At 55.8% G+C, this 25233-nt stretch carries 36 protein-coding genes; 8 read left to right on the top strand and 28 right to left on the bottom strand.

Going from position 1 to position 25233, the window contains the following annotated elements; translation table 11 throughout:
* Window positions 1-82 precede the first annotated feature (82 nt).
* From ABMA60_RS08460 to glgX, 8 genes are all read left to right on the top strand, one after another.
* Complete coding sequence (locus ABMA60_RS08460; RefSeq protein WP_392801477.1) at window positions 83-1912, top strand: methyl-accepting chemotaxis protein; 1830 nt, start codon at window positions 83-85, stop codon at window positions 1910-1912.
* A 261-nt stretch (window positions 1913-2173) separates the two neighbouring features.
* Window positions 2174-2476, top strand: coding sequence for a hypothetical protein (locus ABMA60_RS08455; protein WP_392801475.1), 303 nt, complete (start codon window positions 2174-2176; stop codon window positions 2474-2476).
* A gap of 123 nt (window positions 2477-2599) precedes the next feature.
* Window positions 2600-4057 carry an ATP-binding protein gene (locus tag ABMA60_RS08450; protein ID WP_392801472.1) on the top strand — a complete coding sequence of 486 codons (1458 nt, stop codon included), beginning with the start codon at window positions 2600-2602 and terminating at the stop codon, window positions 4055-4057.
* Complete coding sequence (locus tag ABMA60_RS08445; RefSeq protein WP_392801469.1) at window positions 4054-4641, top strand: hypothetical protein; 588 nt, start codon at window positions 4054-4056, stop codon at window positions 4639-4641. The genes ABMA60_RS08450 and ABMA60_RS08445 overlap by 4 nt, the downstream gene beginning before the upstream one ends.
* Window positions 4631-6004 carry a sigma 54-interacting transcriptional regulator gene (locus ABMA60_RS08440; RefSeq protein WP_392801466.1) on the top strand — a complete coding sequence of 458 codons (1374 nt, stop codon included), beginning with the start codon at window positions 4631-4633 and terminating at the stop codon, window positions 6002-6004. The genes ABMA60_RS08445 and ABMA60_RS08440 overlap by 11 nt, the downstream gene beginning before the upstream one ends.
* 105 nt (window positions 6005-6109) lie before the next feature.
* A complete protein-coding gene (htpX, locus tag ABMA60_RS08435) occupies window positions 6110-6955 on the top strand; it encodes a protease HtpX (RefSeq protein WP_392801462.1) in 846 nt (281 codons plus the stop codon).
* A 90-nt stretch (window positions 6956-7045) separates the two neighbouring features.
* Complete coding sequence (glgB, locus tag ABMA60_RS08430) at window positions 7046-9232, top strand: 1,4-alpha-glucan branching protein GlgB (protein ID WP_392801459.1); 2187 nt, start codon at window positions 7046-7048, stop codon at window positions 9230-9232.
* On the top strand, window positions 9222-11186 hold the full coding sequence (gene glgX, locus ABMA60_RS08425) for a glycogen debranching protein GlgX (RefSeq protein WP_392801456.1): 1965 nt from the start codon (window positions 9222-9224) through the stop codon (window positions 11184-11186). Before glgB ends, glgX begins: the two co-directional genes overlap by 11 nt.
* A gap of 60 nt (window positions 11187-11246) precedes the next feature.
* Here the strand turns inward: glgX and rplQ are convergent, their stop codons facing one another.
* From rplQ to rpsJ, 28 genes are all read right to left on the bottom strand, one after another.
* Window positions 11247-11645 carry a 50S ribosomal protein L17 gene (gene rplQ / locus ABMA60_RS08420; protein ID WP_108166115.1) on the bottom strand — a complete coding sequence of 133 codons (399 nt, stop codon included), beginning with the start codon at window positions 11643-11645 and terminating at the stop codon, window positions 11247-11249.
* A gap of 30 nt (window positions 11646-11675) precedes the next feature.
* Window positions 11676-12677, bottom strand: coding sequence for a DNA-directed RNA polymerase subunit alpha (locus ABMA60_RS08415; RefSeq protein WP_108166116.1), 1002 nt, complete (start codon window positions 12675-12677; stop codon window positions 11676-11678).
* Between the two features lie 24 nt (window positions 12678-12701).
* Complete coding sequence (gene rpsD / locus ABMA60_RS08410; protein WP_392801451.1) at window positions 12702-13322, bottom strand: 30S ribosomal protein S4; 621 nt, start codon at window positions 13320-13322, stop codon at window positions 12702-12704.
* An 18-nt stretch (window positions 13323-13340) separates the two neighbouring features.
* The gene (gene rpsK, locus ABMA60_RS08405; RefSeq protein ID WP_108126662.1) at window positions 13341-13733 is read right to left on the bottom strand and encodes a 30S ribosomal protein S11; all 393 of its coding nucleotides are present in this window, start codon (window positions 13731-13733) and stop codon (window positions 13341-13343) included.
* A gap of 45 nt (window positions 13734-13778) precedes the next feature.
* Window positions 13779-14135 carry a 30S ribosomal protein S13 gene (rpsM, locus tag ABMA60_RS08400; protein ID WP_108166118.1) on the bottom strand — a complete coding sequence of 119 codons (357 nt, stop codon included), beginning with the start codon at window positions 14133-14135 and terminating at the stop codon, window positions 13779-13781.
* Window positions 14136-14282: 147 nt separating this feature from the next.
* Window positions 14283-14396 carry a 50S ribosomal protein L36 gene (gene rpmJ / locus ABMA60_RS08395; RefSeq protein WP_108126660.1) on the bottom strand — a complete coding sequence of 38 codons (114 nt, stop codon included), beginning with the start codon at window positions 14394-14396 and terminating at the stop codon, window positions 14283-14285.
* Window positions 14397-14435: 39 nt separating this feature from the next.
* Window positions 14436-15749: a preprotein translocase subunit SecY gene (gene secY, locus ABMA60_RS08390; RefSeq protein WP_392801446.1), complete on the bottom strand. Its 1314-nt coding sequence runs from the start codon at window positions 15747-15749 to the stop codon at window positions 14436-14438.
* A 6-nt stretch (window positions 15750-15755) separates the two neighbouring features.
* Window positions 15756-16190 carry a 50S ribosomal protein L15 gene (gene rplO / locus ABMA60_RS08385; protein WP_392801442.1) on the bottom strand — a complete coding sequence of 145 codons (435 nt, stop codon included), beginning with the start codon at window positions 16188-16190 and terminating at the stop codon, window positions 15756-15758.
* A gap of 2 nt (window positions 16191-16192) precedes the next feature.
* Entirely contained in the window at window positions 16193-16381 is a 189-nt protein-coding gene (gene rpmD, locus ABMA60_RS08380; protein WP_392801439.1) for a 50S ribosomal protein L30, read from the bottom strand.
* Window positions 16382-16387: 6 nt separating this feature from the next.
* On the bottom strand, window positions 16388-16894 hold the full coding sequence (gene rpsE, locus ABMA60_RS08375) for a 30S ribosomal protein S5 (protein WP_392801437.1): 507 nt from the start codon (window positions 16892-16894) through the stop codon (window positions 16388-16390).
* Between the two features lie 10 nt (window positions 16895-16904).
* Complete coding sequence (rplR, locus tag ABMA60_RS08370; protein WP_108166123.1) at window positions 16905-17255, bottom strand: 50S ribosomal protein L18; 351 nt, start codon at window positions 17253-17255, stop codon at window positions 16905-16907.
* An 11-nt stretch (window positions 17256-17266) separates the two neighbouring features.
* The gene (rplF, locus tag ABMA60_RS08365; protein WP_392801432.1) at window positions 17267-17800 is read right to left on the bottom strand and encodes a 50S ribosomal protein L6; all 534 of its coding nucleotides are present in this window, start codon (window positions 17798-17800) and stop codon (window positions 17267-17269) included.
* 15 nt (window positions 17801-17815) lie between these two features.
* Window positions 17816-18208: a 30S ribosomal protein S8 gene (rpsH, locus tag ABMA60_RS08360; protein WP_392801429.1), complete on the bottom strand. Its 393-nt coding sequence runs from the start codon at window positions 18206-18208 to the stop codon at window positions 17816-17818.
* A 75-nt stretch (window positions 18209-18283) separates the two neighbouring features.
* The gene (gene rpsN / locus ABMA60_RS08355) at window positions 18284-18589 is read right to left on the bottom strand and encodes a 30S ribosomal protein S14 (protein ID WP_392801426.1); all 306 of its coding nucleotides are present in this window, start codon (window positions 18587-18589) and stop codon (window positions 18284-18286) included.
* Between the two features lie 11 nt (window positions 18590-18600).
* Window positions 18601-19140, bottom strand: a complete 540-nt coding sequence (gene rplE / locus ABMA60_RS08350) for a 50S ribosomal protein L5 (protein ID WP_108166127.1) — start codon at window positions 19138-19140, stop codon at window positions 18601-18603.
* Window positions 19141-19154: 14 nt separating this feature from the next.
* Complete coding sequence (gene rplX, locus ABMA60_RS08345; protein ID WP_392801422.1) at window positions 19155-19484, bottom strand: 50S ribosomal protein L24; 330 nt, start codon at window positions 19482-19484, stop codon at window positions 19155-19157.
* A gap of 32 nt (window positions 19485-19516) precedes the next feature.
* Window positions 19517-19885, bottom strand: coding sequence for a 50S ribosomal protein L14 (gene rplN, locus ABMA60_RS08340; protein WP_108166129.1), 369 nt, complete (start codon window positions 19883-19885; stop codon window positions 19517-19519).
* Between the two features lie 31 nt (window positions 19886-19916).
* Complete coding sequence (rpsQ, locus tag ABMA60_RS08335) at window positions 19917-20177, bottom strand: 30S ribosomal protein S17 (protein WP_392801417.1); 261 nt, start codon at window positions 20175-20177, stop codon at window positions 19917-19919.
* Between the two features lies 1 nt (window position 20178).
* On the bottom strand, window positions 20179-20370 hold the full coding sequence (rpmC, locus tag ABMA60_RS08330; RefSeq protein WP_108166131.1) for a 50S ribosomal protein L29: 192 nt from the start codon (window positions 20368-20370) through the stop codon (window positions 20179-20181).
* Complete coding sequence (gene rplP, locus ABMA60_RS08325) at window positions 20370-20783, bottom strand: 50S ribosomal protein L16 (protein ID WP_108166132.1); 414 nt, start codon at window positions 20781-20783, stop codon at window positions 20370-20372. Before rplP ends, rpmC begins: the two co-directional genes overlap by 1 nt.
* An 11-nt stretch (window positions 20784-20794) precedes the next feature.
* Window positions 20795-21478, bottom strand: a complete 684-nt coding sequence (rpsC, locus tag ABMA60_RS08320) for a 30S ribosomal protein S3 (protein ID WP_108166133.1) — start codon at window positions 21476-21478, stop codon at window positions 20795-20797.
* A 14-nt stretch (window positions 21479-21492) separates the two neighbouring features.
* Window positions 21493-21825 carry a 50S ribosomal protein L22 gene (gene rplV / locus ABMA60_RS08315; protein WP_108166134.1) on the bottom strand — a complete coding sequence of 111 codons (333 nt, stop codon included), beginning with the start codon at window positions 21823-21825 and terminating at the stop codon, window positions 21493-21495.
* Window positions 21826-21840: 15 nt separating this feature from the next.
* Window positions 21841-22116 carry a 30S ribosomal protein S19 gene (rpsS, locus tag ABMA60_RS08310; protein ID WP_108126644.1) on the bottom strand — a complete coding sequence of 92 codons (276 nt, stop codon included), beginning with the start codon at window positions 22114-22116 and terminating at the stop codon, window positions 21841-21843.
* Between the two features lie 22 nt (window positions 22117-22138).
* Window positions 22139-22966 carry a 50S ribosomal protein L2 gene (gene rplB / locus ABMA60_RS08305; RefSeq protein ID WP_392801409.1) on the bottom strand — a complete coding sequence of 276 codons (828 nt, stop codon included), beginning with the start codon at window positions 22964-22966 and terminating at the stop codon, window positions 22139-22141.
* Window positions 22967-22983: 17 nt separating this feature from the next.
* Window positions 22984-23280, bottom strand: a complete 297-nt coding sequence (rplW, locus tag ABMA60_RS08300) for a 50S ribosomal protein L23 (protein WP_392801406.1) — start codon at window positions 23278-23280, stop codon at window positions 22984-22986.
* Window positions 23277-23885, bottom strand: a complete 609-nt coding sequence (gene rplD, locus ABMA60_RS08295; RefSeq protein WP_392801404.1) for a 50S ribosomal protein L4 — start codon at window positions 23883-23885, stop codon at window positions 23277-23279. The genes rplW and rplD overlap by 4 nt, the downstream gene beginning before the upstream one ends.
* A 10-nt stretch (window positions 23886-23895) precedes the next feature.
* Window positions 23896-24528, bottom strand: a complete 633-nt coding sequence (gene rplC / locus ABMA60_RS08290) for a 50S ribosomal protein L3 (protein WP_392801402.1) — start codon at window positions 24526-24528, stop codon at window positions 23896-23898.
* Window positions 24529-24625: 97 nt separating this feature from the next.
* Window positions 24626-24937 carry a 30S ribosomal protein S10 gene (gene rpsJ / locus ABMA60_RS08285; protein ID WP_108126639.1) on the bottom strand — a complete coding sequence of 104 codons (312 nt, stop codon included), beginning with the start codon at window positions 24935-24937 and terminating at the stop codon, window positions 24626-24628.
* Window positions 24938-25233 lie beyond the last annotated feature (296 nt).

Here is a 25233-nt window from a genome sequence, read left to right as displayed (position 1 = left end):
CCGCTGTGTTTTATGCGCGGGTCTGTAGTTCGACGGCGGATATAAAACAATGATAAAGAATCTCAGTTTTCGCATGAAGCTCATGCTGCTTGTTGTCAGCGCATTGCTGGGGCTTGCCATCCTTTATGTGGTGGCGTTGCAAGGGCTCAATCAGCAGCAGGATTCCACTGATCAACTTGAGCAACTCAATCACCAATCGACTCGATTGGATGCTTACACGCTCGAAGCCTTGCGCCTAAGAATCAGCGTCTTCCGACTCAACGACGACAACATCACGGCGGTACAGGACGATCTGCAGGCGGCACTTGAGCGGCTCGATGCCGAAAACCTCGATGCGGGCAGCAGCACCGGTTTGCCCGGCTTTTTGAACCAATACCGCAATTACCTTCAAGCCACGGCGGCCTACATAGAACAGGCGCATTGGCTGGGTTTGACGCTGGAAAGCGGCTTTAACGCCCAGGTGCGCGAAAAGGGTAATCAGATCAGCGAAGATGTCGGCTTTCTTTCCTTCGTGCAGGAGCAGATTGAGCAGATCCGCAACCAGGAAGTGATCTACCTGTCACGACCGTCGGCGCAAAGCTTCGAACAGTTACAGACAACCTTCGAAACCTACATCAGCTTTCTCAGCGACTATGGTCTGGCTGAACGCTTCACCGAGCAGAACAATAGCTACCGCGAAATCCTCAATGAACATCGCCAGGGCAGCAGCCAGCTCGAAGACAACCAGGCTGCGATGAGCGCGGCACTGGATGCCATGGATGCCCAGCAGTTGCAGGTGCGTACCGAACTGGACCAACGCATCAGCCAGGCGCAGAACCACGCCGACTCCAGCGCCACCCGCGCCCGGACGTTGCTGGCGCTGGTGAGCCTGGGTATTGGGCTGTTTATGCTGGCCATCGTCTTCGGGATCACCCGCAATGTCAGCCTGACACTGAAGCACATCATCAGCGATCTCAACAAGGTCAAAGAGGGTGATCTCAGCGCGCGCCTGAGCGTCAATCAAAAACGCAACGACGAGTTCGATCAGCTCAGCGGCCAGGTCAACGCCAGTACCGAAGGTCTGGGCGCGCTGGTTAAGGCGGTGTCGACCTCAGCCCGCAGTTCAACGCAGATGATGCAGGAACTGATCGGCGAAACCCGCAGCCTTGAGCGCAGCAACGAACAGATCAACGATCAGGGCCAGAGTGTCGCCGCCAGCACCGAAGAAATTTCCGCGACGCTGTCGGACGTGGCCGAAACCACCCGGACGCTGTCTGAGCAGGTACGGCAGACTCAGCAATCGGCCAAAACCGGCAGCCAGATTCTGCATCAGGCGGTTAACAGTCTGGGCGAAACCAGCCAGATGGTGGCGCAGATCGACGTCAAACTGAACGAGCTGAACGATCGCTCGACCGACATCGACAACATCGTCGAAATGATCAATGGCCTGGCCGAGCAGACCAATTTGCTGGCTTTGAACGCCGCCATCGAATCGGCTCGCGCCGGTGATGCCGGTCGCGGTTTTTCAGTGGTCGCCGATGAAGTGCGCAAACTGGCGGAACAAACCGTCGATGCCACCTCGCGAATTGACGCCATCGTCAGCGACATCCAGGGCTTTACCCGCCAGGCGGTGGAAGTGACCGACAGTGGTCGTCATCACCTCGAGGCGGTTGAGAAAAACAGCGCCGATGCTGTCCAGGCGATGCAGGCGATTGAGAACGATGCCGAGCGCGGTGTGGCCGCGGCCGACCAGATGGCGCATGCCATCGAAGAAGTCGACAAGGCAGCGTCGGGCATCAGCCGCGATATGGAAAGCGTGGCCAGCCATCTGCGCAACGACAACCAGGCGCTGAAGCGGGTTCGGGCTCAGGTTGAGGATGTTTCAAAACGCCTGGAAGAACTGGATCGACAAACCCAGCGGTTCCGGACCTAAAGCAGGTGTCGCCATTTGGCGACACCCTAACTTATTGATTTACAAGACTTTTCTTAATATCCCCTGCTATAGCGTCGCCAATCGCCGACGCTTTCCCCTTGCCAAGCATCGCCCCGCCAACCACCAAACCACCCTATCTCATTGTTTTTAAACGTTTTTTCTGACTTGGCACGCCACTTGAAATAGTCCAATTAACCCAGGCGGACAGCGACCTGGGCGACATCAAAACTTTGATCTAAACCACAGTCAGGAGTAAACGCCATGAAAACTGCAATCGCAATTACCACTACTCTGATAGCGTTCACTGCCACCGGTGCTCTGGCCGACCAGTTGGCGGCTACCAGCCAAACGCAAGACCACGAAGCGCTGTTCGAACAGTTCGATGCCAACAGCGACAGCGTGATTTCCATGGAAGAAGCGTCCGCCAGCATGACGCTGACCGAAGAGTTCGAAACGCTCGACGAAGACGGTTCTGGTGATCTGACCCTGGCCGAATTTGAAGAGCTGGAACTGAACAGCGGCATGGAAAGCGGTACTGGCATGGAAGGCCAAGGCGCGTCCTAATGCGTCCGGCCGGCCTTTAGCAGGTCGGCCACACCCACAGACCGTCCTCTAACGGTCACTTTACCGGCGCCTGGCGCCGGTTTTTTTGTTATCAGCGGACTCATGATCAACAAAGGAAAGGCTGTGCAGCGGACCCGGCTCCGTCAGACACTCAACAAGCTGTTACGCCCGGCCTCATTGCGCCAGTGGGTGCTGACCAGCTTTGCTATCGCATTAATTCCGCTGGCGGTCTTGCTGTGGCAAGCGCACGCCGCCTTGAACGGCATTAACGACCTGGCCGTTCGCGAAGCTCAGGACGCGGTGCGCAATGCCCGGCAGATCGAAGGCCTCGACAGTCTGGTCGTCGATATAGAACGCGCCCTGCGCCAATACGATATTCTGCGCACCGACGCCGCCCACCAAACCGCAGCCAGACAGTTACAAGATTATTCCCAAGCGCTGAGCACGCTCTGTTTCAGCGCAGCTCAGCAACAGCCACCGCCGGTCTGCGCCGAGCAGCAACAAGTGCTGAGTGATCTGGGCGAAAACTTCGACAGCTTAGACGGCATCGAGCTCAACGAGGCGTTACGCACGCTGCGATTGCATCAGCGGCAGTTAAACCACAGTGTCTGGCAGCGCCTGAATGAACGCCTGGCGCAACAACAGGATTACGTCACTCAACGCCAAGACTGGCTCAGCGTCCAGACGGTGCTGCTGGTACTGGTGACGCTGGTGCTGGTGTTCTGGGCCAGCCGGCGTATTGCCACGCCCATTCAGCGACTGGATCGGATGATCCGCACCATTGGTCAGAACCAAACCAACAAGACCTTACCAGCCCAGGTTAATGGTCCGCGTGAACTGAACGAGTTGGGCGAGCGGTTGCACTGGTTATCGGGCCGGCTGGAGCAACTCGAGTCACTGCGCCTGGCGCTGTTGCGGCACGCCTCGCACGAACTGAAAACGCCATTGGCGAGCATGAAAGAAGGCTGTGCGCTGCTGGCCGATGGCATCGCCGGTCCACTCAATCCCAGCCAACGCGAAGTCCTGACACTGCTCACCCGCAGCACTGAACGACTGGCGCAACTCACCGATCAATTACTGGATTACAACCAGCTGCTGCAACAAAGCGAGGTCGACCCGCAACGCATCAACCCCAGCGATCTGATCAACATCACCGTGCAGCAACATGGCCTGGCGCTGCGACAACGTAACTTCAGCGTGGAAATTGACTGTGCTATGACCTCGCTCAACACCGACCCACGCCTGTTTCAACGCATTCTCGATAACCTGCTCAACAACGCCCAAGCCTATGGTTACCAGAATGGCCGGGTGCGCATCGCCCTGAGTCAACAGCAAGACAACCTGCAACTGGACGTCGCCAACACCGGCCCGGCCATCCCGGCAGACCAGGGCGACAGCCTGTTTGCGCCCTTCCAGCGCGGCCAGGCGCCACGGCTGGATGCGCTTCGTGGCACCGGCCTCGGCTTGTCGGTGGTCAGCGACTGCGCCCGCCTGCTCGGTGGCCAGGCACACTTTGTTGATCTGCCGGATTTCGATGTTTGCGTGCGCGTACAATTGCCGTTAAAGGACACCTTTTTATGAAGCTTTTTTTCCGCTGTACGCCCTTAGTGGTGGTACTGGCTGGTTGCCAATCCTTCGCGCTGAACCCGAGCACGGCATCGGTCGATGGTGCCACCGAGCAATGCATTGCCCCGACTCAGGTGCCGGAGCTGGAGGACAATCAGAACGCCCGTCAGGGCTGGCTTAACATTCAGCTGGAGCTGGCCAGCGGACCACAGATGCAACAGTGGCGCGCCTTGCAGCACTACGACGTCACCGAGCCGGCCAGCGCTGAACTGATCGCGGCCCTGGTCACCAGCCGCGCCGATATGCCCGAAGCGCTGCGCCGTCTCGGCCAGCAGACCTTACAACGTCAACAGCCGTACCTGCCGGCGTCAGTGCAGCCGGTTTTCGATCAGACACTGCAATTTAACGACGCCCTGCTGGAACGCGACCTCAGCCGGCGCCAACGCCAGGCCAGTGAACGGCGGATGCTGCAACTGGAAGCGGATCTGGCGGAGAAGGAACGCCAGATTGAAGCCCTGACGGCGATCGAATCACAGCTGCGCCAAGAAGAACTCAGCGCACCGCGAGCCCCGGATGCAGGAGACGCCGATGACCGTTGATACCCAAACTCGCCCCCGTCTGCTGCTGGTCGATGACGACGACAGTCTGCTGCGACTGCTGGCCATTCGGCTCGATAACGAAGGCTATGCGGTTACCGCTGTGGACAGCAGCGCCGCCGCCCGACAGGCGCTCGATCAGCAACGCTTTCAACTGGTGCTGAGCGATCTGCGCATGCCCGGCGAAGACGGTCTGGAATTATTCGACTGGATCAGCCAGCGCCAGCCGGACTTGCCGGTCATTCTGATGACCGCGCATGGCTCCATTCCCGAAGCCGTCGAAGCCACCCAGCGCGGTGTTCTGGGTTTTCTGACCAAACCCCTGGACCACGCTGAACTGCGCGAATTACTGGAAAAGGCGCTGGCACAGGGCGCCGATCAACGTCAGGCCGATTGGCGTCGCGACCTGCTCAGTCGCAGCGATGTCATGGAAAATTTATTGGCCCAGGCCGGCCAGGTGGCACTGAGCGATGTCAGCGTGCTGATCTCCGGCGCCAGCGGCACCGGCAAGGAAGTGCTGGCCCAGGCCATTCACCGCGCCAGCCGCCGCGCCGACCAGCCTTTTATCGCCATCAACTGTGGTGCCTTACCGGAGCATCTGCTCGAGTCCGAACTCTTTGGTCACACCAAGGGCGCCTTCACCGGCGCGGTGCGTGAGCAAGATGGACTGTTTCGTGCTGCCGACGGCGGTACTCTGTTTCTCGATGAGATCGGCGATATGCCGCTGCCGTTACAGGTTAAATTGTTGCGCGTACTGCAGGAACGCCAGATTCGCCCGGTCGGCAGCAGCCAGACCATTGCAGTGGATGTACGGGTGCTCTCAGCCACTCATCGCAATCTGCCCGAAGCCATGGCCGAAGGTCAGTTTCGCGAAGACCTGTACTACCGGCTGAAAGTGGTGGAGTTGCATCTGCCAACGCTGCGCGAGCGCGCCGAAGACATCCCGCTGCTGGCGCGTCATCTGTTACGCCAGGCCAGTGAGCGTCACCAGGCCGATGTTCGCGCCTTTTCCGACGCCGCCCTGGAACGACTGATGACCGCCCAATGGCCAGGCAATGTGCGCCAGTTGGTTAATGTGATTGAGCAATGCGTCGCGCTGAGCCCGAGCCCGGTTATTGCGCCGGCGCTGGTAGACCAGGCACTGGCTGATCAAAGCCATCATTGGCCGACGCTGACCGAAGCGCGCGATCAGTTTGAACGCCAGTATCTGATTCGTGCCTTGCGCATGACCGAAGGCAAAGTCAGCTGGGCAGCGGATTTGATCGGCCGTAACCGAACCGACCTGTACAAGCTGTTCAAAAAACACGGCCTCGACCCACGCGACTTTAGCCTCAACAACAGCCCCACCGACAGCGAAGCCAGTTAACACCCCGGCCTTTGCAATTCCTTGGCACTCGCTCTGACCGGAGTCACTTGCCTGACATCGGGCTGTCCCCATAATGTTCGGACGATAACCGACAGAGGGTCGATTATGTTCCGTACACTGTTATTTTTGGGCACCAACCTGGCCATCGTCCTGGTTCTGGGTGTCTTCCTGAATATCCTGCTGCCGATTCTCGGCATCCAGGCGGGCAACACCACCGGCTTGCTGGTCATCGCCTTCGTCTTCGGCATGGGCGGCAGCTTTATTTCACTGCAGTTATCCAAGTGGATGGCTAAGCGCGCTACTGGCGCCAAGGTTATTGAACAACCGAGCACCGACGCTGAGCGTTGGTTGATGACCACGGTCGAACGTCTGGCCAAACAGGCCAATATTGGCATGCCGGAAGTAGCGGTTTTCCCCTCACCGGACGTCAATGCCTTTGCGACTGGTGCCAGCCGGGATAACTCTATGGTGGCGGTCTCGGTGGGTCTGCTGCGGTCGATGAATCAAGACGAAGCCGAAGCGGTGCTGGCGCATGAGATCTCCCACATCGCTAATGGCGATATGGTCACCATGGCGTTGGTGCAGGGCGTGTTGAACACCTTCGTGATCTTCTTTGCCCGACTCATTGCTCAACTGCTGGTACGCGGCGGCAATAACCAGGGCAGCTATCTGGCCTATTTTGGTGTCACCATGGTGTTGGAAATGGTCTTTGGCGTACTCGCCAGCATTGTTGCCATGTGGTTCTCGCGCCAGCGCGAATTCCGCGCCGATGCCGGCTCAGCCAAGCTGGTCGGTGCACCGAAAATGATTGCCGCCTTGCAACGCCTAAAAGGCAGTCATGATTCAGAACTGGACGGCCAACTCGTTGCCTTTGGTATTAAAGGCAAGGCGCGCGAACTGTTCGCCTCCCACCCCAGCCTGGACGACCGCATCGCTGCTCTGCGCAGCTAAGCCATTGTTCTAGCCGGTGTGCACCAAACGCGCACCGGCCTTCGTTAGCAGTTAGACTGAAGGCTGACTGCTAACCATCTCGGTCTTGTCATGGATATCGATCGACAGGCGCTGGCCACACGGCTCAGCCAAGCTCTCGAAGCCAACCCCTTTACCTTTCTGGGTCCGCAACAGACAGCGGATGACGTTTGTCTGCGTGTCTACCAACCAAAGGCAAAACGCATCGAGGTGCTGCCGTTCGACAGTCAGCGCTCACTCGGGCTGATGACGCCGGTGCATCCCGATGGGTTGTTTGAACTGCCATTGGCAAAAGCTTTGCAGCAACCCTATCGACTGCAGATTGAAGGTCAGGATGGCCACGGCTGGACCGCCTTCGATCCCTACCAATTTGCCCAGCGCAGCCAGACCGACTTCGATACCGATCCACTGCGCATCGACCGCAATCTGGGCGCGCAATGTTGCCGAGCGGAAATCGGTCAACAGTCAGTGGAAGGCGTGCGCTTTGCGCTCTGGGCACCGGCCGCCAGCAGCGTCAGTGTGATCGGTCACTTCAATGGCTGGGATGAACGCCGCCATCCTATGCAACAGCATGATGACGGCATTTGGCGACTCTTTATTCCCGGCCTGGTCAGCGGCGATGACTACAAATTTGCGCTGACCGATGCTCAGGGCAAACGCCTGCCGCACAAGGCTGACCCTGTCGGTTTTCAGGCTCGACAGTTCCCGCAATTTAATTCCGTGATTACCAATCACAGCCGCTACCAATGGCAGGATAAACACTGGTGTGAACGCTCACTCACCAGCCCACAAGCAGCACCTGTGAGTATTTATGAAGTCCACGCTGGCTCCTGGAAACGCCCTGGCGGAGAGCCGCTCAATTACCGCCAACTGGCCGACCAACTGATTCCCTACGTGCTCGATCTGGGTTTTACGCATCTCGAATTTCTACCGCTGATGGAGCATCCGTACGACGGCAGCTGGGGCTATCAGCCGCTGGGGTTATTCGCGCCGACCAGTCGCTACGGCACTCCGGACGATTTCAAATATCTGGTCGATCAATGCCATCAGGCCGGGCTTGGCGTCATTCTCGATTGGGTGCCAGCACACTTCCCGGCGGACGAACATGGCCTGGCTCGGTTCGATGGCAGCCCACTTTATGAAGACGCCGATCCGAAGCGCGGCTGGCATCCGGACTGGCAAACCTATATCTACGATTTTGGCAAACCGGAAGTGCGCGACTTTCTGATTGCCTCGGCGCTCTATTGGCTGAAGGTGTTTCATATCGATGCGCTGCGCGTCGATGCGGTGGCCTCCATGCTCTATCTCGATTATTCACGCGGCCCCGGCGAGTGGACGCCCAATGTCGATGGCGGCCATCACAACTACGCAGCCATTGGGTTACTGCGGCAGTTGAACCTGGCCATCGCCGAGCGCTGCCCGCGCGCCTTTTGCATCGCCGAGGAATCGACCAGTTTTGACGGTGTTACCCGCCCGGTCGACCAAGGCGGACTGGGCTTTGATTTCAAATGGAACCTGGGCTGGATGCACGACAGCCTCGACTATTTCCAGCATCCTCCGAATGACCGTCCCGGTCATGCCCAGCAACTGAGCCATACCCTAAACTATGCCTTTGCTGAGCACTTTGTGTTGCCGCTGTCCCACGACGAGGTGGTACACGGCAAGGGCACCATCCTCACACGCCAGCCCGGCGATGACTGGCAACAACGCGCCAACCTTCGGCTCTGTTTTGCCTGGCAATACGTTCATCCGGGTAAGAAACTCAACTTTATGGGCAACGAATTGGCGCAGCGACGCGAATGGAGTGAAGTGCAGGAGCTGGACTGGACGCTGTTAAAAGACCCTCACCACGGCGGTATTCACGCGCTGATGCGCGATTTGAATCGGCTTTATAGCGAGCAAACTGCGCTGCATCGTGGCGACGGCCGGCCTGAAGGTTTTACCTGGTTGCGCAACAGCAATGCAGAGCAGAGTGTCTTCAGTCTCTGGCGCTGCGATCCCGACAGTGCTGAACAAATACTGATCGTGCTCAATACCCAAACCGAACCCCAGCTCGATTATCGACTGGGTGTCGCTGCGGCTGGACGCTATGACATTCTGTTAAACACCGATTCACGTTTCTATGGCGGCAGCGATTTCGACAGCGGCGTCTGGCTCGACAGTGACGAAACAGCTTGTGACAACCAGCCGCAAAGCCTGCTACTGCAGTTGCCTCCCTTAGCCGCGCTCTTTATCAAGCGACGCAACGATGCACACTGAGCTGCGATGTCTGGCCGGCAGACCTTATCCTCTGGGCGTAAGCCGGCAACCGGACGGCACTAATTTCGCGGTTTACAGCCCCAAGGCGACGCGCCTTTGGCTTTGTCTGTTCGATGAAAACGGCGCGGAACAGCAGTTGGAACTGAGCGAACGCAGCGGTGCTATCTGGCATGGACTCGTTGTCGATCTACCGGCCGGTCAGCGCTATGGCTTTCGTGTAGATGGACAATGGCAACCGGAACAGGGTTTATGGTTCAACCCGGCTAAGCTGTTGATCGACCCCTATGCGCAGGCATTAACAGAGTCGGTGACATCACACTCCAGCTTCTATGCCACGGATCCCAACACCGACAGCGCACCCTTTCTGCCCAAAGCATTAACGCCAGGCCCGGACAACTTCGACTGGCAAGACAGCCAATCCCCACAAACACCCTGGTCACAAACGCTGATCTATGAGCTACACGTCAAAGGCTTTACCCAGCGTCACCCGGACATTCCTGATGTGCTGCGCGGCCGCTATCTGGGCATCGCCCATCCGGCGAGTCTGGACTATTTAACATCACTGGGTGTGACCGCCGTTCAACTGATGCCCTGCTTCGCCTTTATGACCGAACAACGTCTGGTTGATCTGGGGCTGACGAACTACTGGGGTTACAACCCGGTTGGCTTCTTCGCGCCGGAACCGCGCTATGCCGTGGACGACGCCGTGACCGAATTCAAAACCATGGTGCGCGCCCTGCATCAGGCCGGCATCGAGGTCATCATGGATGTGGTTTACAACCACAGTGCGGAAGGGAATCAGGCTGGGCCCGTGCTGAATCTTAAAGCGCTCGCCAATGACCACTACTATCGCCACCCCGAGCACCAAGGCGGTAGCTATCTCGACTACAGCGGTTGCGGTAACAGCCTGGATCTCGGACAAGATGCCACGCTGCGCCTGGTGATGGACAGCCTGCGGCATTGGCGCCAGCACTATCAGATCGATGGTTTTCGCTTTGATCTAGCCGCCAGTCTGGGTCGCGAAGCCGAGGCATTTTCCGGTCAGGCGAGCTTCTTTAAAGTCGTGCAGCAAGACCCGCAACTGGCCGGCTGCAAACTCATTGCCGAACCCTGGGATTTAGGACCTCAGGGTTATCAGGCCGGACAATTTCCGGTTGGCTGGGTCGAATGCAACGACGCCTATAGAGATACCTTGCGGCGTTTCTGGCGCGGTGATGATCACCAGTTGTCAGCCTTTATCGATGCACTGCAGGGTTCGCCACAGCGCTTTGGTGAGTCACGTGCGGGTGCCAGCCAGAGCCTTAACCTCATCACCTACCACGACGGTTATACGCTCGCCGATCTGGTCAGTTATGAACAGCGACACAACCAGGCTAACGGCGAAGACAATCGCGACGGCCATGGTGAAAATTTCAGCCGTAACTGGGGGGTGGAAGGCGACACAACAGAGACCGATATCATTGCGTTGCGGCACCGCACGCAGCGCAATCTACTGGCCAGTTTGCTGTTGTCACCCGGCCCGATTCATCTGTTGGCGGGTGACGAGCTGGGTCGCAGTCAGGCGGGAAACAACAATGCTTACTGTCAGGATAATGAATTGAGCTGGTTGGGTTGGAGCGCCAAAGATAATGCCTTGATCGATTTCGTACAGCGCTGCATTGCGCTGCGCAACAGCGGCTTATTTGATACCGGCGCAGCTAAAGAGTATCGATTACCGGACGGCCAGATGCTGCATCAAACTGCCGATCAAAACGAGCCTAACGCCGTAGCAATAAAGCTGAACGAAGCCCTTTGGCTATTGTGTAATGCCACTGAGAAAGCGCAGAACTTTTTACTCACAGAAGGGCATTGGCAGCTGCTGTTAAGCAGCGATCCAGAAGGTGTGTCGAGTGGCAACGGACAACACGAATGCCTGCTGACGCCCTGGTCCTTAGCGGTCATTCAAAGCGACTAAAAGCCTTTCTATCAGACACAAAAAAGCCGCCCGAAGGCGGCTTTTTTAATAGGTGAAAACTTAGCCTTCAGCGGCTTCGTCTTCAACGACCTCGGCGTTGACCGGACGGTCAACCAGCTCAACGATAGCCATCGGTGCGTTGTCACCAGCGCGGAAGCCGCACTTGAGGACACGCAGATAACCACCCGGGCGCTCTTGATAACGCGGACCCAGTTCGCCGAACAACTTGCCAACAGCTTCTTTTGAACGCGTGCGGTCGAACGCCAGACGACGGTTGGCTACGGAATCTTCCTTAGCCAATGTGATCAGGGGTTCTGCGTAGCGACGCAGTTCTTTCGCCTTGGGCAAGGTCGTTTTAATCACTTCGTGCTCGAACAAGGAGTTCGCCATGTTTTGGAACATGGCCTTGCGGTGAGCACTGGTACGGTTAAAGTGACGACCACTTTTACGATGACGCATTGTTACATTCCTTACCAGCCGGAAATAAGGTTACGACAGAACCTTATCGTCATTCTTCAAACTTGCAGGTGGCCAGTTCTCCAGGACCATGCCCAGAGAAAGACCCTTGGATGCCAGAACGTCTTTGATTTCAGTCAAAGACTTCTTACCGAGGTTCGGCGTCTTCAGCAGTTCTACTTCGGTGCGCTGAATCAGGTCACCAATGTAGTAGATATTTTCTGCTTTCAGACAGTTCGCCGAACGAACAGTCAGCTCGAGGTCATCGACCGGACGCAGCAGGATAGGATCGATCTTGTCTTCTTCCTTCTCCGGCTCGCGCTCAGACTGATGGTCGAGATCAACAAAAGCCGCTACCTGCTGTTGCAGGATAGTCGCTGCACGACGGATCGCATCTTCCGGATCCAAAGTGCCTTTCGTTTCCAGCTCAATCACCAGCTTGTCCAGGTCGGTGCGCTGCTCAACACGGGCGTTTTCAACGCTGTAAGCAACGCGGACTACCGGGCTGTACGTGGCGTCCAACTGCAGTTTACCGATGGGTTTGCTCTCGTCTTCCCCACTGCTGCGGGCTTCCGCGGGGACATAACCACGGCCAGTGGTCACGCGCAGCGTCATGCTCACATCAGCGTTGGCACCGAGGTGCGCCACGATGTGCTCTGGATTGGCCACTTCAACGCCATGATCCAGTTGGATGTCGCCCGCAGTCAGTGTACCGGCGCCTTTCTTGCTCAGCGTCAGTGTCACTTCGTCACGGTCGAACAGCTTGACGGCAACGTCCTTGAGGTTCAGCAGGATTTCTTGAACGTCCTCCTGAACACCCTCGATGGTGCTGTATTCGTGCAGTACACCGTCGATTTCCACTTCGGTGATAGCGGCGCCCGGCATGGACGACAGCAGAATACGACGCAGCGCGTTACCCAGGGTATGCCCGAAGCCACGCTCGAGCGGTTCGAGAGTGATCTTGGCCCGGTTGGCGCTGATTTCCTGCACATCGATATGACGTGGCGTCAAAAAGTCGTTAGCTGAACGCTGCATAGATGCCCCTAATTTGCAGTGAGATTACTTGGAGTACAATTCCACGATCAGGTTTTCGTTGATCTCGGAAGGCAGGTCGGCACGCTCTGGACGAGCACTGTATTTGCCTTCCATCTTCTTGGCATCAACTTCAACCCAGGCAACGGGTGCACGCTGAGCAGCGATGTCCAGTGCGTTTTGAATACGCAGCTGGTTTTTGCTCTTTTCGCGTACCGCGACGACATCACCCGGCTTAACTTGGTAAGACGCGATGTTAACGGTCTGACCATTCACCAGGATCGCCTTGTGCGATACCAACTGACGAGCTTCAGCGCGTGTGGCACCAAAACCCATGCGATACACCACGTTATCCAGACGACCTTCCAGCAGTTGCAGCAGGTTTTCACCCGTAGCGCCTTTGCGGCGGGCAGCGTCGGTGTAGTAGTTACGGAATTGCTTTTCCAGCACGCCGTAGATACGACGCACTTTCTGTTTCTCGCGAAGCTGAACACCGTAGTCGGACAAACGACCACGACGTGCGCCCTGTACACCAGGCGGTGTTTCGGCTTTGCACTTGGAGTCGAGTGCACGCACCCCACTCTTCAGCAGCAGATCTGTGCCTTCGCGACGAGACAGCTTACACTTGGGACCAATATAACGTGCCATTGATTTCTGTCTCCTATCTTACACGCGGCGCTTCTTGGGCGGGCGGCAACCGTTGTGAGGAATGGGCGTCACATCGGTAATGTTGCTGATTCGATAGCCACACGCGTTCAATGCTCGTACCGCGGATTCGCGACCTGGACCGGGGCCTTTGACCTCAACGTCCAGATTCTTCAGACCATACTCCTGTGCTGCAGTACCGGCGCGCTCGGCGGCGATCTGTGCAGCGAAGGGGGTGCTCTTACGAGATCCACGGAAACCGGAGCCACCGGAAGTTGCCCAACTCAGGGTGTTTCCTTGGCGGTCCGTAATGGTCACGATGGTGTTGTTAAAGGAGGCATGGATGTGCGCAATGCCATCCGCTACCTGCTTTTTCACCTTTTTGCGCGACCGGTTTTGACCTGGCTTTGCCATCTTCGATTTCCTATGCAAAAACTGTTGTCAATAAACCAGACAGAATTAGCGTCTGATTGGCTTGCGGGGGCCTTTACGGGTACGAGCGTTCGTCTTAGTACGCTGTCCACGCAGAGGCAGGCTACGGCGGTGGCGGATGCCACGGTTGCAGCCCAGATCCATCAACCGCTTGATGTTCATCTGAATTTCACGACGCAGGTCACCTTCAACGGTGAACTTGCCAACTTCGGTACGGAGCTCGTCCAATTTTTCATCGGACAGATCCTTCACCTTAGCAGTGGGTTCAACCCCAACCGCGGCACAGATGTCATAAGCAGTGGTGCGACCGATACCATAGATATAGGTCAGCGAGATCACCGCATGCTTATTGTCAGGAATATTGACGCCTGCTATACGGGCCATTCAACTTACTCCAACTATTTTTAACCTTATAAAAGGCTGAACCTTTAATAGAGCCCAACGGCTCTATTAATGAACGCCCCCATTACGAGGGCGCGAGATGATAGCGCTTGATTATGGGTAAATCAAGCGCCCATCAGCCGGCTGGGATCAACCCTGGCGCTGTTTGTGCTTGGGATCTGTGCAGATCACACGAACAGAGCCGTTACGACGGATGATCTTGCAGTTACGGCAGATTTTCTTGACCGACGCACGTACTTTCATGCTTGACTCCAATTACCGGTATAGACACCGTTCGCTGCGCTAGTTACCAATCGATTTCAGATTGGCTTTCTTCATCAGCGAAGCGTACTGGTGCGACATCAGATGACTTTGCACCTGAGACATAAAGTCCATCACAACCACCACCACGATCAGCAGGGAAGTACCACCGAAGTAAAACGGCACATCGGCGGCAATCACCAGAGCCTGGGGCAGCAACGACACCGCAGTAATGTAGATCGCACCGAAGAAGGTCAGACGAGCCGAGACACCATCGATATAACGAGAGGTCTGCTCACCTGGACGAATGCCCGGAATAAAAGCACCTGAGCGCTTCAGATTCTCGGCCACATCCTTCGGATTGAAGGTTACTGCTGTGTAGAAATAGCAGAAGAAGATCACCGCGATGGCAAACACCAGGATGTACAGCGGCTGGCCCGGGCTGAGCAGCAGGGCAATGTCCTGCATCCAACCCATACCATCACTGCTGCCAAACCAGTTACCCACCGACGCCGGGAACAGCAACAAACTGGACGCGAAGATCGGCGGAATAACACCCGCCATATTGATCTTCAGCGGCAGATGGCTGCTCTGCGCCTGGAACACCTTACGGCCTTGCTGACGCTTGGCGTAATTGATGGTGATCCGACGCTGACCGCGTTCGATGAAGACGATGAAAGCCACGACCGCAGCCGCCAGAACACCGATCAACAGCAGCGCAATGATGCTCAGATCGCCTTGACGGGCACTTTCGAAGCTCTGACCGATGGCACCTGGCAGACCCGCAACGATGCCGGCGAAAATCAGCATGGAAATGCCGTTGCCAATACCGCGCTCAGTGATCTGTTCACCCAGCCACATCATAAACATCGTACCGCAGGTGAAAGTCACCACGGCAACGAAGTAGAAAGACGGGCCGGTAGTAAAGGCCACGCCCTGACTGGCCAGGCCAGCGGCCAGTGCAAGTGATTGCACCAGCGCCAGACCCAGAGTGCCAAAGCGGGTGTACTGGCTCATCTTACGCCGACCCGCTTCGCCTTCTTTCTTCAGCTGTTCCAGTTGAGGACTCACGACCGTCAGGAGCTGCATGATAATCGACGCCGAAATGTACGGCATAATGCCGAGGGCGAAGACGCTCATGCGTTCCAGTGCACCACCGGAGAACATGTTGAACATGCTCAGGATGGTGTCGCGGTTACGTTCGAACAGTGCCGCCAACTGGTCCGGGTTAATACCCGGAACCGGAATGTGGGCACCGACTCGGTACACCAGGATCGCCAGCAGCACGAAACGCAAGCGAGACCAAAGTTCGCTCAGGCCGCCTTGTGATCCAGTCGGTTGTCCTTGTCTGGTCATGGGGGATTATTCCTCTACCTTGCCGCCTGCAGCTTCAATCGCTGCCTTGGCACCCTTGGTGACTTTCAGGCCTTTGACGGTGACCGCCTTGCTGATTTCACCAGACAGGATGACACGGGCACGCTTGATCTGATGACCGATAATGTCGGCCTGCTTCAGTGCGTCCAGGTCGACAACACCCGCCTCGACCTTGGCCAGTTCATGCAACCGAATTTCGGCTGTGAACGCTGCCTGACGAGAGGTAAAACCGAATTTCGGCAGACGACGCTGCAATGGCATCTGGCCGCCTTCAAAACCCGGCTTAACACCACCACCGCTGCGTGATTTCTGACCTTTGTGACCACGACCACCAGTCTTACCCAGACCAGAGCCGATACCACGGCCAACACGCTTGCCTTCGGTACGGGAGCCCTCAGCGGGGCTCAATTTGTTCAGAAACATTTTTATTCACCCTCAACGATGCGAACCATATAGTTCACTTTGTTGATCATGCCGCGAACGGAAGCAGTATCTTCCAGTTCGCGAACCTGACCCACTCGGCTCAGGCCCAGACCTTTAACGCACAATTTGTGCTTAGGCTGGGTGCCGATGGGGCTGCGAAACAGCTGAACTTTTACAGTCTTATTCGCCATGGCCGCTTACTCCACAATATCTTCGACGGATTTGCCGCGCTTGGCTGCAATGTCGTCCGGAGAACGCATTTTGGCCAGACCGTTAACGGTCGCGCGAACGACGTTGACCGGGTTGGTCGAGCCGTAGCACTTAGCCAGTACGTTCTGAACACCGGCGACTTCCAGAACGGCACGCATAGCGCCGCCTGCGATAACACCAGTACCGTCGGACGCTGGCTGCATGTATACCTTAGAGGCACCATGACGAGCGTTGACCGGATACTGCAGCGTGCCGTCAGTCAGGTGCACTTGCACCATGTTACGACGCGCAGCGTCCATCGCTTTCTGGATCGCGACAGGCACTTCACGTGCCTTGCCGCGGCCGAAACCAACCTTGCCATTGCCATCGCCGACAACAGTCAGGGCGGTGAAACCGAAAATACGGCCACCCTTCACTACTTTGGCGACACGGTTAACCTGAACCAGTTTTTCCTGCAGATCGCCGCCAGCTTGAACTTGATCGTTATTCGCCATCATTCACACCTTAGAATTTCAGGCCACCTTCGCGGGCAGCGTCTGCCAAAGCCTTAACCCGACCGTGATAACGGAAACCGGACCGGTCGAAGGCCACCTCTTCGATGCCAGCTGCCTTGGCGCGCTCTGCAATCAGAGCACCAACCTTGGTGGCTGCATCGATGTTGCTGGTTGTGCCGTCACGCAGCGCGCTGTCCAGAGTAGAAGCCTGGACGACGATCTGGCTGCCATTGGGTGCGATAACCTGTGCGTAAATGTGTTGGTTCGAACGATTCACACACAGACGATGCACGCCCAATTCGCGGATCTTGATGCGGCTGCGACGAGCACGGCGTAAACGGGATACTTTCTTTTCGCTCATGACCTATGCCCTTATTTTTTCTTGGCTTCTTTGCGACGAACGTATTCGTCGGCATACCGAATGCCCTTACCTTTATACGGCTCCGGCGGACGGAAGGCGCGGATTTCAGCCGCCACCTGACCGAGCCGCTGCTTATCGGCGCTCTTCAGGACGATTTCGGTATTGCTGGGAGTCTCAGCCGTCACACCCTCAGGCAGGGCGTAGTCGATCGGATGAGAGAAGCCAACGGTTAAATTAACGGTTTTACCGGCTGCCTTAGCACGGTAACCGACACCATTCAGTTGCAGACGCTTTTCAAAACCATCGGTAACGCCAACCACCATGTTATTAACCAGCGCACGCATGGTGCCTGACATGGAGTGAGCGAATTTGCCGCCGTCACGGGCAGCAAATGTCAGAACGTTGCCGTCCTGTTTAACTTCAACGGTGTTGTGCAGCGCCGTTTCCAAAGAGCCGTTTTTGCCCTTAATGGAAATTTTGTCGCTGCCGAGCTTAACGTCCACACCTGCGGGTACTGTAATAGGAGCATTCGCTATTCGAGACATCGTTAAACCACTCCCTTAGAAGACTTCGCAGATGACTTCACCGCCAACGCCGGCTGAACGCGCGGCACGGTCGGTCATGACACCTTTGGAGGTGGATACGATGGAGATACCCAGTCCGCCTGCCACTTTGGACAGCTCAGTCGCAGCCCGGTACTGGCGCAAACCAGGACGGGAAATACGTTTGATGGACTCGATCACCGGCTTGCCTTCGAAGTAACGCAAGGTGATATGCATTACTTTTTTGACATCGCCTTCAACAGCGTAGTCATCCACATAACCTTCTTCCTTCAGCACGTTCGCAACAGCGATCTTTTGCTTCGAGGAAGGCAGGCTGACAGTGGCATGGCCCGCTTGTTGGGCATTACGGATACGGGTGAACATATCCGCAAGTGTGTCTTGCATGCTCATTTAAGTTTCCTCACTGTGCAGTCAAATGCGGTAGCCGGCGCAGATGCGCCGGCCCGGTCCACTTGACTTACCAACTTACCAACTGGACTTCTTCAAACCAGGAACGTTACCCAACATGGCTTGTTCACGCAGTTTGATACGAGACAGACCGAACTTGCGGTAAACCGCATGAGGACGGCCAGTCACTTGACAACGACGCTGCAGACGCACCGGACTCGCGTCACGGGGCAGTTTCTGCAAAGCCTGTTGTGCTTCCCAAACCTGCTCGTCAGAGCTGGCTGGATCTTTAATAACCGCTTTCAGCTTGGCGCGCTTTTCAGCGAACTTGGCAACGGTCTTTTCGCGCTTAGCTTCGCGCGCTTTCATGCTCTCTTTAGCCATGACCTTTCCCCTTAACCTTTGAATGGGAAGGCCAGCGCCTTCAGCAGAGCGCGACCTTCATCATTGGTGCGAGCAGTGGTCGTGACAGTGACGTCCAGACCGCGCAGTTTATCGACCTTATCGTATTCGATTTCCGGGAAGATAATCTGCTCTTTCACACCCATGCTGTAGTTGCCACGGCCATCAAACGACTTCGGGTTAATACCCCGGAAGTCACGAACACGCGGCAGCGCGATGTCGATCAGACGGTCCATGAATTCCCACATACGCTCACCGCGCAGGGTCACTTTGGCGCCGATCGGCCAGTCTTCACGGATTTTGAAACCCGCGATGGACTTGCGCGCCTTGGTTACCAACGGCTTCTGACCAGAGATGGCCTGCAGGTCGGCAACAGCGTTGTCGATCTGCTTCTTATCACCGATGGCTTCGCCCACGCCCATGTTCAGAGTGATCTTGGTGACGCGGGGGATTTCCATAACGTTCTTGTAACCGAACTCTTTCTGGAGTGCGGCGACAACGTCGGTTTTGTAGAGCTCTTTGAGTCTAGACATGTCGATTCCGCCCCTTATGCGCCAATTTCTTTCTGCGTGGACTTGAAGATACGCACCTTAGTGCCGTCTTCTTTGACCTGAAAACCAACCCGGTCGCCCTTGTTGGTTTCGCTGTTGAAGATGGCCACATTGGATGCAGCGATCGGCGCTTCTTTATCGATGATGCCGCCCGGGATGTTCATGTTCGGGTTCGGCTTCTGGTGCTTCTTAATCATGTTCACACCAGAGACGATAAACAAAGTGCCTTTCTTGGCGTCAGTGATCACTTTATTGATCTTGCCGCGCTTGCCTTTGTCTTTGCCGGCAATTACGACAACGTCGTCGCCAGTTTTAAACTTGTTCATCTTTTACTCCACTTCCTACTACCGTCTCGTGCTTAGAGCACTTCCGGCGCCAGGGAAATGATTTTCATAAATTTCTCAGTACGCAGTTCACGGGTTACCGGGCCAAAGATCCGGGTACCGATCGGTGCGTTCTGAGCGTTAAGCAGAACCGCAGAGTTGGTGTCGAAACGGATGACAGAACCATCCGGACGACGCACACCCTTACGGGTCCGTACGACAACAGCGTTCATGACCTGGCCTTTTTTGACCTTACCGCGCGGAATTGCTTCCTTAACGGAGATCTTGATCAGGTCGCCAATGCGGGCGTAACGGCGGTGTGAACCACCCAACACCTTGATGCATTGAACGCGTTTAGCACCGCTGTTATCCGCAACGTCTAGTACGGTTTGCGTTTGAATCATTTGTCAAACTCCTCTTACACGCCAAGCGGTGTTAAACGGTAGTTGCACGTTCATCAATGCTTACCAGCCGCCAAGTCTTGGACTTGGACAGCGGACGACACTCTTCGATGGTAACGGTGTCGCCGATCTGGCACTCATTGCTTTCATCGTGCGCATGCAGCTTGGTAGAACGCTTTACGAACTTGCCGTAAATCGGGTGTTGAACCCGGCGCTCGACCATAACGGTAACGGTCTTGTCAGACTTGTTGCTGACAACCTGACCAGTCACGGTACGGGTATTGGTCTCAGACATATCAGGCACCTGCTTTCTCTGTCAGCACTGTTTTAACACGAGCGATGTCCTTGCGGACTTGCTTCAGCAGGTGCGTCTGAGTCAGCTGACCCGTCGCCTTTTGCATGCGATATTTGAACTGATCGCGAAGCAACTCCAACAGGTTGGTCTTCAGCTCGTCTACGGATTTTTCACGAAGATCTTTAGCGTTCATCACATCACCTGCCGTTTAACAACAACGGTCGCAACCGGAAGCTTGGCAGCAGCCAGGCGGAACGCCTCCTGCGCGATTTCTTCCGATACGCCTTCCATTTCGTACAAGACCTTGCCTGGCTGAATCTGGGCAACCCAGTATTCAACGTTACCCTTACCTTTACCCATACGAACTTCCAAAGGTTTCTTGGAGATGGGTTTGTCCGGGAAAACACGGATCCAGATCTTGCCGCCACGTTTGATGTGGCGAGTCATGGCACGACGCGCTGCTTCGATTTGACGAGCAGTGATACGACCACGACCGGTTGCTTTCAGCGCATATTCGCCGAAGCTTACTTTGCTACCGCGTTGTGCCAGGCCACGGTTACGGCCCTTCTGCACTTTGCGGAATTTTGTGCGTTTAGGTTGCAGCATCTACGTACTCCTTACCGTGAAGCCTTTTTCTTGGGCGCCTTGGCTTGAGCACGAACTTGCTCGATACCACCCAGGATTTCGCCTTTGAAAATCCACACCTTGATGCCGATAACACCGTAAGTGGTGTGTGCTTCGGCAGTGGCGTAGTCGATGTCAGCACGCAGGGTGTGCAGCGGTACACGACCTTCGAGGTACCATTCGGTACGCGCGATTTCTGCACCACCCAAACGACCGCTGACCTGAACTCGGACACCCTTGGCGCCGTTACGCATAGCGTTCTGCATGACGCGCTTCATAGCGCGACGGAACATAACGCGGCGTTCCAGCTGACCGGCAACTGATTGAGCAACCAGCTTGGAATCCAGGTCCGGCTTACGGATCTCTTCGATGTTGATGTGCACCGGAATGCCCATCATCTTGGAGACTTCCTGACGCAGCAGCTCGACATCTTCACCTTTCTTACCGATGACGATGCCCGGGCGAGCCGTATGGATAGTGATCTTGGCGTTCTGTGCAGGACGCTCGATCACGATCTTGCTCACCGAAGCTTTCTCAAGCTTCTTCTCCAGGTAACTACGTACCTGGATATCGTTCAGCAACTTGTCAGCATAACTACTTGAATCGGCATACCAGACCGAGCCGTGGTCTTTAGTGATGCCGAGTCGGATCCCGGTGGGATTAACTTTCTGACCCATCTGTCATTCTCCCCTTATTTCTCGGCAACTTTAACCGTGATGTGACTCGTACGTTTAAAGATACGGTCAGCACGGCCTTTGGCTCGCGGACGGATACGCTTCATAGTCATCGCTTCATCAACAAAGATGGTGGAGACCTTCAGTTCGTCAACGTCTGCGCCGTCGTTATGTTCGGCATTCGCAATAGCCGACTCCAGAACCTTCTTGACGATCGCAGCGCCCTTTTTGGGGCTGAATGTCAGCAGGTCCAGAGCTTCGGCCACGGACTTACCGCGGACCATGTCTGCTACCAGGCGTGCTTTCTGGGCAGACAAGCGCGCACCGCGCAATACAGCTTGTGTTTCCATAGTGTCTACCCTCGTTTACCGCTTAGCCTTTTTGTCAGCAGCATGACCCTTGAACGTCCGAGTCAGCGCGAACTCACCCAACTTGTGACCGACCATGTCTTCAGTGACATAGACAGGAACATGTTGACGGCCATTATGGACTGCAAAGGTCAACCCGACGAATTCCGGGAAGATTGTGGAGCGACGCGACCAGGTTTTGATGGGTCGCTTGTCACTGGCTTCCAGTGCAGCCTCTACCTTCTTCATCAAGTGCAGGTCTACAAATGGACCCTTCTTAAGTGAACGTGGCACAGCCTATTTCCTCTTAAATCAGTTACTTCGAAGAACGACGACGAACGATGTACTTGTTCGTGCGCTTGTTCTTACGAGTCTTGTAGCCCTTGGTGGGAACACCCCAGGGAGTGACTGGGTGACGACCACCGGAAGTCTTGCCTTCACCACCACCGTGCGGGTGATCAACCGGGTTCATAACAACACCACGAACCGTCGGACGAACACCACGCCAGCGTGAAGCACCGGCTTTACCCAGTTGACGCAAGCTGTGCTCAGAATTGCTCACTTCACCTAAGGTGGCGCGGCAATCAGCCAAAACTTTGCGCATTTCGCCAGAACGCAGACGCAAGGTGGCATAAGTGCCTTCGCGCGCGACCAGCTGAGCTGAGTTACCAGCAGAACGGACCATTTGGCCGCCTTTGCCAGGCTTCAACTCAATGTTGTGAATCACAGAACCGACCGGAATTGAACGCAGCGGCATGGTGTTGCCCACTTTGATCGGCGCGTGTTCACCGGAGATGATTTCATCACCCGATTTCAGACCGGCCGGAGCCAGTACGTAACGACGTTCGCCGTCTGCGTACAGCACCAGAGCGATGTTCGCAGTCCGGTTCGGATCGTATTCCAGACGCTCAACTTTGGCAGTGATGCCATCTTTGTTGCGCTTGAAGTCGACCTTACGGTAATGCGACTTGTGACCACCACCGATATGACGGGTAGTGATCCGGCCCATGTTGTTACGACCACCGGACTTAGATTGCTTCTCTACCAGAGGCGCGTGCGGCGCACCACGGTGCAGGTCCGGGTTGTAAGTCTTGGTGACGTGGCGACGTCCAGCTGACGTCGGCTTGGTTTTTACGATAGCCATTGTTCGCAACCCCTACCTTATTCTGCCGCCATGAAATCAATTTCTTGGCCGTCTGCCAGACGAACATAGGCCTTCTTCACATCGTTACGCTTGCCGAAGCCGCGTGCGGTGCGCTTAACCTTGCCCTTCTGGATCAGAGTGCGAACAGACTGAACTTTGACATCGAACAGTTGTTCAACAGCCTTCTTGATTTCCGGCTTTGTTGCATCCTTGGCCACACGAAAAACGTACTGACCAGTGCCTTCCGCTACGATGGTCGCTTTTTCGGAGATATGCGGACCGAAAACGACCTGATAGATACGTTCCTGGTTCATGCGAATACCTCCTCAACCTTCTTCAGGGCACTCACGGTGATAACGACTTTCTCGTAAGCCACCAGATTGACCGGAGTGATGCCAGTCACATCAGAGACTTCGATATGCGGCACGTTACGAGCGGACAGGTAGAGGTTTTGATCGACCTCTTCCGACACCACCAGAGCATTGGAAACATCCAACTCTTTCATCTTGGCGATAAAAGCCTTGGTTTTAGGTTGCTCAATGGCCAGGCTCTCAACCACGACCAAACGCTCCTGGCGAACCAGCTCAGACAGAATGGACTTCATAGCACCGCGATACATTTTACGGTTAACTTTTTGAGACCAGTCTTGAGGACGAGCAGCAAAGGTCTTACCACCGCCAACCCAGATGGGCGAACGGATGGTACCGGCGCGGGCGCGACCAGTGCCTTTTTGGCGCCACGGCTTCTTGCCGCCGCCAGCTACGTCAGAACGACTTTTTTGAGCACGAGTACCCTGACGGGCGCCAGCCAAGAAGGCATTGACGACCTGGTGTACCAGGGCTTCGTTGTAATCTTTGCCAAACGTTGCGTCAGACACTTCAACCTTGGCGCTGGCTTTTCCTGCAACTGTAATATCCATTGCTTACCTCTCAGCCTTTAACCGCGGGTTGAACAACAACGTGCGCACCGGTAGCACCCGGAACAGCACCGCGAATGAGCAGCAAGTTGCGCTCAGCGTCGACACGAACGATTTCCAGCGACTGCACTGTGTTGCGCACATTGCCCATCTGGCCAGCCATCTTCTTGCCTTTCCAGACACGACCTGGAGTTTGGCATTGACCGATGGAGCCCGGTGCACGGTGCGACAGTGAGTTGCCGTGGGTGGCGTCTTGGGTGCGGAAGTTGTGGCGCTTAATAGCACCAGCGAAGCCTTTACCCTTGGAGGTTCCGGTCACATCCACACGCTGGCCTGTTTCAAAGACAGAAACAGTCAGCTCATCACCCAGATTGTATTCAGCGCTTTCGCCCAGAGTGAACTCACGAGTAAAGCTACCCGCTTCAACGTTCGCTTTAGCGAAGTGGCCAGCCTCGGCCTTGGTGACACGATTAGCACGACGCTTACCAGCGGTCAGCTGGACAGCAACGTAGCCATCGGATTCCAGGCTTTTGACTTGCGATACCCGGTTGGGCTCGACTTCAATGACGGTCACCGGTACGGAGACGCCGTCGTCGGTAAAGACGCGGGTCATACCGGTCTTACGACCAATCAGACCAATAGACATTTCTTTCTTTCCTCTATGTATGGGGCTTCAACCCGCTATGGCCGCCCGAGTGCTCAAATTCATGATTCCAGGGGCGTTACATTAGAGACACTTAGGATTAGCCAAGGCTAATCTGTACGTCCACACCTGCTGCCAAGTCCAACTTCATCAACGCATCAACGGTTTTTTCAGTCGGCTCGACAATGTCCAGCATGCGCTTGTGAGTACGAATCTCGTACTGATCACGCGCATCCTTGTTCACGTGCGGAGAGACCAGCACGGTATAACGCTCTTTACGGGTCGGCAGCGGAATAGGGCCGCGAACCTGAGCGCCAGTACGCTTGGCCGTATCGACGATCTCCTGAGTCGAAGCATCAATCAGGCGATGATCGAACGCTTTCAAGCGTATTCTGATCTTTTGGTTCTGCATGTGACCAAAGCTCCAAGATTGTTAAACAGCAATTACGGCTACCCCCGGGAAATCAGGGGAGGCGTATTGTATGTATCTCGAGCAGGGGTGTCAACGCGATGTTGAAAGGGAATTTTTAGGCAGGAAAATGGTGAAAAATCAGGGAGTTAGCAAGAAGGGAGACGCTTAATGGGAGACGGAAGACGCTTAAGTGCGTTTCCCGTCTCCCGTCAAGCGTCCGGCGGAGTCACCCGAAGGTGACTCCAGCGATCATCACTCGATGATCTTGGCTACAACGCCGGCGCCAACGGTACGGC

Origin of the sequence: Saccharospirillum sp. HFRX-2, assembly GCF_043196805.1 — a bacterium.
Taxonomy (GTDB): Bacteria; Pseudomonadota; Gammaproteobacteria; order Pseudomonadales; family Natronospirillaceae; genus Saccharospirillum.
This window is presented reverse-complemented; position numbering and strand designations above follow the sequence as displayed.